The organism is Chromobacterium piscinae (genome assembly GCF_021129175.1).
In the GTDB taxonomy this organism is placed as follows: Bacteria; Pseudomonadota; Gammaproteobacteria; order Burkholderiales; family Chromobacteriaceae; genus Chromobacterium; species Chromobacterium piscinae.
The window spans coordinates 1-7437 of record NZ_JAJOHV010000135.1 but is presented as its reverse complement, the minus strand read 5'-3'; the positions used below and the strand labels follow the sequence as shown (position 1 = coordinate 7437).

The following is a 7437-nucleotide window of genomic DNA, read 5'->3' as shown; positions in this document are numbered from 1 at the left end:
CAGCCGCACCGTGCTGGCGGCTCTGCGCAGCGACATCCTGGAGGGCAAGGGCTTCGCCCAGGCGCTGTCGTCGGCGCCCGGCGTGTTCTCGCCGCTGTACCGCTCGCTGGTGCAGGCCGGCGAGCAGTCCGGCCATCTGGACATGGTGATGTCGCGGCTGGCGGAATACCTGGACAAGCGGCAGAACACCCAGCAGAAAGTGACGCTGGCGCTGGCCTATCCGGCGGTGGTGACGCTAGTCGCCATCCTGGTGGTAGGCGGCCTGATGAGTTACGTGGTGCCGCAGGTGGTCAGTGTGTTCGCCCAGACCAAGCAGACCTTGCCTTTCCTGACCCGCGCGCTGGTGGCCTGCAGCGATTTCCTGCGCCAGTGGGGCGTGGTCATGCTGATCTGCATTGTCGCGGCGGCGTTCCTGATCGTCCGCGCCTTGCGCGCGCCGGCGCTGAAGCGGCGTTTCCATGCCCGGGTGCTGAAGCTGCCGGTGTTCGGCCGCCTGTTCCGTGCGCTGAACACCGCGCGGATGGCCAGCACCCTGTCCATTCTGGTCGGCTCCGGCGTGCCGTTGCTGACCGCGCTGGAAACCGCGCGCGGCCTGATGACCATGCTGCCGATGCAGGACGCGGTGGCCGACGCGATGGCAAAGGTGCGCGAGGGCGTGTCGCTGTCGCGCGCGCTGAACGCCACCCGCCAGTTTCCGCCGGTATTGATCCACCTGATTTCCAGCGGCGAGGCCAGCGGCACGCTGTCCCACATGCTGGACCGCGCTGCCCAGCAGCAGGAGCAGGAGGTGGAGCGCAAGCTGGCCACTTTCACCACGTTGATGGAGCCGCTGCTGATTCTGGTGATGGGCGGCATGGTGCTGTTGATCGTGCTGGCCATCATGATGCCGATCATCGACATGAACCAGATGGTGCATTGAGCGTTCGTAGTGGTTGGGCCCGCCGCGGCGGGAGAAACGATTTGGAAGAGACGCCGGGAGAAAGTCCCGGCATGCATTCGGGAGAAAACATGAAAGCAGTTCGTCGCGCCGCTCAACGCGGTTTCACCCTGATCGAGATCATGGTGGTGATCGTCATTCTCGGCGTGTTGGCCGCGCTGGTGGTGCCCAAGGTGATGAGCCGCCCGGACGAGGCGCGCATCGTCGCCGCCAAGCAGGACATCGGCGCCATCAGCCAGGCGCTGAAGCTGTACCGGCTGGACAACGGCCGCTACCCCAGCACCGACCAGGGCCTGTCGGCGCTGGTGCAGAAGCCTAGCGCCGCGCCGGAGCCTAAGAACTGGAAGCCGGGCGGCTACCTGGAGCGCCTGCCCAAAGATCCGTGGGGCAACGCCTACCAGTACGCCAATCCGGGCACCCACGGCGAGATCGACATCTGGAGCTTCGGCGCCGACGGCGAGCCGGGCGGCGAAAACAACGACGCCGACATCGGCAACTGGGACAGCGGCAAGTAAGCCGGGCCCGGAGAGAGGCAACGTGACTTCCGCCGCGCGCGCGCGCGGCTTCACGCTGATCGAGGTGATGGTGGTGATGCTGATCATCGGCGTGCTCGCCACCACCGTCACGCTCAGCCTGAGGCCGGACACCCATCGCCAATTGAATGACGAGGGCTACCGCTTCGCGCGCGTGCTGGAGCAGGCCGGCGATCTGGCCGAGATGGGCGATACGCTGGCGCTCAGCTGGAACGGCAAGGGCTATGCCTTCAGCCGGCTGGACGACGACGGCGAATGGCAGCCGGTGACCGAAGAGCTGCTGGCCGCTCACGAATGGCCGGACGGCATATCGGGAGAGGGCGCGCTGCAGGACGGCAAGCCCTGGAAGGGCGACCGGCCGCTGCTGCTATGGCAGGACGGCCGCGCCGCGGCGCTGGCGCTCAGGCTGGACGGCGCGGGCCGCAGGCTGAGCGTGCTGCAGTCGCCGCTGGGCCGGGTGACTGTGGCGGACGGCTCATGAAACGGCAGCAAGGCTTCACCCTGTTCGAGGTATTGGTCGCGCTCGCCATCATCGCGGTGGCGCTGGGCGCGCTGCTGCGCGCCACGGGCCTGGCCGCCGACAACGCCGAGGGCATGGAGCGCCGGATGCAGGCCAACTGGGAGGCGCAGAACCAGATCGCGATGCTGCAGGCGCTGCGGCAGTTTCCGGAGCCGGGCCAACAAGCCGGAGAAAGCAAGGAAGACGGCGTCGAATGGCGCTGGGAGCGCGAAATCTCGCCGACGCCCAATCCCAATTTCCGCAAGGTGACGGTGCGCATCCTGGCGCCCGGCGCAGGCCATTACGTGCTGGCCGAGATGACCGGCTACCTGCGGCAGCAGGCGGGAGGCGGCGGTTGAGCGCGCGGCGGCAGGGCGGCATGACGCTGCTGGAAATCCTGGTGGCGATGAGCCTGTTGGCCATCCTGTCGGTGATGGGCTACAAGGCTTTCGGCTCGCTGCTGATCGCCCGCGAGCGGCTGATGCAGACCGGCGAGCAGTGGGTGGACGTGGCGCGGGCCTTCCGCCGGCTGGAAAGCGATCTGGGAGGCCAGCAGCCGGCGCCCAACGCGGCCGAGCAGCAGCAGGGACTGACGCTGGGCGTCAGCAGCCTGGTGCTGCAGCCGGACGGCAAAGGCCAGGCGCTGATGCTGGAGGCGGTGTCCACCCGCTACCCCAGCGGACGGGAGCGCATCGTCTACCAGAGCGGCGAGGGCGGCGTCAGCTGGTCGGCCGGAGACGCCGGCGGCGCGTCGCCCATCGTTTACGCGCTGCTGGGGCGGGACATGCGCGTCGATTGGCGGATATTGCTCAACGACGGCAGCTGGCAGGAGGCGTGGCCCATGGGCGACGCGGCTCAGGGACGGGCGCCCCGGGCGTTGGAAATGCGGGTGAAGATGCCGGGCAAGCAGCAGGCGCGGCGGATATGGGTGTTGCCATGAGGCGGCGGCAATCCGGCATGGCGGTGATCATGGCGCTGCTGATCGTCGCGCTGGCCACCACCGCGGCCAGCCTGGTGCTGTGGCAGCAGGGGCTGTGGTGGCACCAACTGGAAAACGACAAGAACCGCGCCCAGCTGCGGCTGGTGGCCGACGCCGGCCTGGGCTGGGCGATGGAAATCTTGCGCTTCAACAACGGCCCGGCCGGCAATGGCGTGGTGGCGCTGTCCCAGCTGTGGGCGCAGCCCTTGCCGCAGACCGAGGCGCAGGGCGTGAAGGTGAGCGGCGCGCTGGAGGATCTGCAGGGCCGCTTCAACGTCAATTCGCTGGTGCTCAACGGCCAGACCAACGCCAAGCAGCTGAAGTTCTACAAGCGGTTGCTCAGTTCGCTAGGCTTGCCGGGCAAGCTGTCGGAGCCGCTGCTGAAGGAGCTGCGCGGCGGCAAGGACGAGGACGAGAAACCGAGCGGCGACGGCGCGGCCGCGGCGCCGCAGCCCAATCGCCCGCTGCCGCGGGTGGAGATGCTGCGCTGGTTGCCGGGCTATACGCCCGAGGTGATGGAAAAGCTTTCGCCGCACATCGCGGCGCTGCCGCCGTCGGTGACGCAGATCAACGTCAACACCGCGACCGGCGAGGTGTTGAAGGCGATGCTGCCCGGCATGGGTGACGGCAACCTGATGGTGCTGATGAAGCAGCGGCAGACCAATTACTTCAAGGACGCCAACGATTTCAAGGCGAGGCTGCCGGGCGGTGGCTTTGTCTTTCCGGACGTGGACATCGGCGCCGGATCCTCTTATTTCCTGTTGAACAGCCGGGCCGGCTACGGCAAGGCCAGGCTGTCGATGCGGGCGATGATTTACAGCAATCAGAACATCGTCAAACTGGTTTGGCGACAAGAAGGCAACAATGGCCGCAGCCAGCAGGCGCGGCCAGGTGGAGACAATCATGACGACGCTGCGACTCTATCTGCGTCCGGGCTGGCCCGATAGCGAGCCCGGCCTGCCCTGGGCCCTGCTGAACGCCCGCGGCGAGCTCTCCGCCCAGGGAGATAGCGCGCCCGGCGGCTGGCCCAAGGCCGACCAGTGCGAGCTGGTGCTGCCGGCCGGCCGCACGCTGTTCACCGACGTGAAGCTGCCTGAGGCGGTCAAGCAGCCGACGCCGGCCGTGATGGGGTTCGCGCTGGAAGAGGGGCTGGCCAACGATCCGGGCGCCAATCTTTACGCGCTGGGCGAGGCGCTGGCCGGGGGCCGGCGCGCGGTGGCGGTCACCGAAGCGGCCAGCTTGCGGCGCGCGGTGGCCATGCTCAAGAATCTGGGCCGGCTGTGCGACCGCATCGTGCCTGAGGAATGCCTGCTCGCGCCGCCGCCGGCGGACGGCTGGAGCGTGACCCGCCTGACCGACCGCTGGCTGGTGCGCGCCGCCGCGCCGTACGCGGCCAGCCTGCCGAGAAGCGGGGGGCAGATGGAGCACGCCCTGTTCGCCTCGCTGCTGGCGGCGACGCAGCCGGCGCGACTGCGCTTGCACGGGGTGGACAGCGCCGACGAGGTGCTGGCCCATCTGCCCGGCTGGCAAGGCGAGGCCGCGCGCGGCGACGCGCACGACTGGCGCAGCGGCCGCCGCCACGGGGGTTACGATTTCGCCCAGGGCGATCTGGCCGCCAACCGCTACTGGCGCGACTGGGCGCCGTCGCTGAAGAAGACCGGCTGGCTGCTGGGCGGGCTGCTGATCGCGCAGATCGCGCTGACGCTGGGCCAATCAGGCTGGTACGCGTGGCGCAAGCACAGCCTGTCGCAGCAGATCCGCGCGGCGGCCACGCCGTGGATAGGCGGCCAGGCGCAGCCGGGCAGCAGCGCGCTGGCGATGACGCGGGCAGTGGACAAGCTCAGGCTGAGCCACGGCCAGCCGGCGCGAGACGATCTGGTGGAGCTGATGGGCGCGCTGGCGGCGGTCAGCGGGCGCGAGCTGCAAGTGCGGACGCTGGAGTACGAAGCCGGCAGGCTCAAGCTGCAGGTGGGCGAGGTGCCGGCGGAAAGCCTGGCGCGCTGGCGCAAGCTGCTTGCGGCGCGGCAGATCATGCTGGACGCGACGAGCAGCCAGCCCGGCAGCAAGCAATTGGTGGTGGCGCGGGAGCCGTGACGATGAAAGCCTACAAGCAACAATTTCTCGAATACTGGAGTCAGCGAAGCCCGCGCGAGCAGCGGCTGCTGGCGACGATGGCCGCGGTGCTGGGCGCGACGCTGCTCTATCTGGCGGTATGGGAGCCGGCCAGCTCGTCCCTGCAGCGCAACCGGACGTCGGTCGCGCGGCTGCAGGCCGAGCTGGGTGCGGTGAGCACGTTGGCCGATGAAGCCGCCAAGCTCAAGCGCCAACCGGCGCAGACGCCGCTGCCGGCCAAGGAGCTGATCCCGCTGCTGCAGCAGACGGCCAAGAGCCAGGGTCTGTCCGTGGCCGGGCTGCAGTTCAACGCCGATGGCGATTCCGGCGTGTCGATGGAGGGCGTGGTCGGCTTCGACGACTGGGTGCGTTTCGTCGGCATCCTGGCCGCGCAGCAGCAGGTGCGGGTGGTCAACGTCAAGGCGGAGGCGCAGCCGGTGCCGGGGCAGGTGAAGATCAAGGCGCTGCTGGCGCACGCGGGAGCGGCGGCATGAGGCAGCGGATCTTGAAATGGCTGGGAGCGGCCGCGCTGCTGTTGGCCGGCCTGTTGTCGGCGCTGCCGGCCGGCTGGCTGTCTTGGCCGGTGTCGCGCTACAGCGACGGGCATTGGGGCGTCAGCGAGGCCAGGGGCACGGTCTGGGACGGCGGCGCGAAGCTGGTTTACCTGGGGAAGGCCGGCGAAGTGCGCAGCATGAGTCCGCTGGCGTGGAAATGGCAGCCCAAGGCCTTGCTGTCCGGCTTGCTGGTCTGGCATCTGGACAGCGCCGGCCAGCCCGGCATGCTGCAGCTGGGCTTCGGTAAGCAGGAGATCAGGGGGCTCGCGCTGTCGCTGCCGGTGGCGGCGCTGGCCGATCTGTCCAAGACCTGGCAGGCGGCGCGGCTGGGTGGCGAGCTGCAGCTGAACATTCCGCAACTGGCGCGGCAGGGCAAGGAGGTCAGCGGGGCGGTGCAGATCGCTTGGCGCGGCGCGTCGTCGCCGTTGACCACGGTGCTGCCGTTCGGCAGCTACCAGCTGGATGTCGCCGGCACGGGCCAGGGGCTGAACCTGAATCTGTCCACGTTGGAAGGACCGCTGATGCTCAGCGGCCAGGGCGCGTTGCCGGCCGGCGGCGCTTTCCACATGACAGGCACCGCGGATAGCCCGCAGGACAAGTACGACGCCTTGAAGCCTTTGATGCTGATGTTGGGCCAACCGGCCGGCCCGACCAGCGTCAGCTGGCAGGTGAAGCCGGGCATGTGACGTTTTTTTGAAAAATGGCGTCTGTCGTATTGTGCAAGCGAAAAATACGCGGTACTATAGAAAGGTTTAACCAAACGGGACAGGCGCAGGCGCCGAGTCCCGTTATTCACATAAGAATTTTGAAAATCCCAGGGTGCACAAACGAAACCGGCTCAGCCGGTTTTTGTGTAAGCGCCCGAGCAATGCAACAGGAGCCAGCCAGTGTCAAACCTCCCCGCAATCCTTGTCTTGGCTGACGGCACGCTTTTCAGAGGTAGTGCTATCGGTGCCGCCGGCCACACGGTCGGCGAGGTGGTATTCAATACCGCCATCACCGGTTACCAGGAGATCCTGACGGACCCCTCCTATACCAGGCAGATCGTCACACTCACTTATCCGCACATCGGCAATGTCGGCGCGAATTCGGAAGACACCGAATCCCGCGCCGTTTTTGCATCAGGGCTGATCATTCGCGATCTGCCGCTGTTGCACAGCAACTTCCGCGCCGAAGATTCGCTGTCCGATTACCTGAAGAAGCACAAGGTGGTGGCGATCGCCGACATCGACACCCGCAAGCTGACCCGCATCCTGCGAGAGAAGGGCGCCCAGGCCGGCTGCATCATGGCCGGCGACATCGACGAGGCCAAGGCTCTGGAACTGGCGCGCGCCTTCGGCAGCATGGCCGGCCAGGATCNNGCGCAGACGCCGGCGGCCGACGTGCTGGCGCTCAATCCGCACGGCGTGTTCCTGTCCAACGGCCCCGGCGATCCGGAGCCGTGCGATTACGCGATCGAGGCCATCGGCAAGATACTGGAAACCAAGCTGCCGGTGTTCGGCATCTGCCTAGGCCATCAGCTCCTGGGCCTGGCCACCGGCGCGCAGACCTCCAAGATGAAGTTCGGCCATCACGGCGCCAACCATCCGGTGCAGGATCTGGACAGCGGCCGCGTGATGATCACCAGCCAGAACCACGGCTTCCAGGTGGATGAGACCAGCCTGCCGGCCAATGTCCGCGTTACCCACCGCTCGCTGTTCGACGGCACAGTGCAGGGCATCGCGCTGACCGACCGACCTGCGTTCTCCTTCCAGGGCCACCCGGAAGCGAGCCCGGGGCCGGAGGACGTGGCCTATCTGTTCGACCGCTTCATCGCGGCGATG

The 7437-nt window shown here is 67.7% G+C and carries 10 protein-coding genes; all 10 read left to right on the top strand.

The genetic code is table 11. The annotated features are described in order from the left end of the window. Positions 1-919 (top strand): type II secretion system inner membrane protein GspF (gene gspF, locus LQR33_RS23020; RefSeq protein WP_231470591.1); only part of this gene is annotated, 919 nt, incomplete at its 5' end. Positions 920-1008: 89 nt separating this feature from the next. Further along, complete coding sequence (gene gspG / locus LQR33_RS23015) at positions 1009-1452, top strand: type II secretion system major pseudopilin GspG (RefSeq protein ID WP_081666318.1); 444 nt, start codon at positions 1009-1011, stop codon at positions 1450-1452. 22 nt (positions 1453-1474) lie between these two features. After that, complete coding sequence (locus tag LQR33_RS23010; RefSeq protein ID WP_115617776.1) at positions 1475-1951, top strand: prepilin-type N-terminal cleavage/methylation domain-containing protein; 477 nt, start codon at positions 1475-1477, stop codon at positions 1949-1951. Beyond that, positions 1948-2328: a type II secretion system minor pseudopilin GspI gene (gene gspI / locus LQR33_RS23005; RefSeq protein WP_021478712.1), complete on the top strand. Its 381-nt coding sequence runs from the start codon at positions 1948-1950 to the stop codon at positions 2326-2328. The genes LQR33_RS23010 and gspI overlap by 4 nt, the downstream gene beginning before the upstream one ends. Next, positions 2325-2909, top strand: a complete 585-nt coding sequence (locus tag LQR33_RS23000) for a type II secretion system protein GspJ (RefSeq protein WP_231470589.1) — start codon at positions 2325-2327, stop codon at positions 2907-2909. Before gspI ends, LQR33_RS23000 begins: the two co-directional genes overlap by 4 nt. Next, entirely contained in the window at positions 2906-3895 is a 990-nt protein-coding gene (gspK, locus tag LQR33_RS22995; RefSeq protein ID WP_221664073.1) for a type II secretion system minor pseudopilin GspK, read from the top strand. Before LQR33_RS23000 ends, gspK begins: the two co-directional genes overlap by 4 nt. Further along, positions 3852-5042 (top strand): type II secretion system protein GspL, encoded by a 1191-nt coding sequence (gene gspL, locus LQR33_RS22990; protein WP_231470587.1) that lies wholly within the window; start codon positions 3852-3854, stop codon positions 5040-5042. Before gspK ends, gspL begins: the two co-directional genes overlap by 44 nt. A gap of 2 nt (positions 5043-5044) precedes the next feature. Next, positions 5045-5554 (top strand): type II secretion system protein GspM, encoded by a 510-nt coding sequence (gspM, locus tag LQR33_RS22985; RefSeq protein ID WP_231470585.1) that lies wholly within the window; start codon positions 5045-5047, stop codon positions 5552-5554. Then, positions 5551-6300: a type II secretion system protein N gene (locus LQR33_RS22980; RefSeq protein ID WP_221664069.1), complete on the top strand. Its 750-nt coding sequence runs from the start codon at positions 5551-5553 to the stop codon at positions 6298-6300. The genes gspM and LQR33_RS22980 overlap by 4 nt, the downstream gene beginning before the upstream one ends. Positions 6301-6501: 201 nt before the next feature. Then, on the top strand, positions 6502-7437 hold a 936-nt coding region (locus LQR33_RS22975; protein WP_231470583.1), incomplete at its 3' end, for a carbamoyl-phosphate synthase small subunit.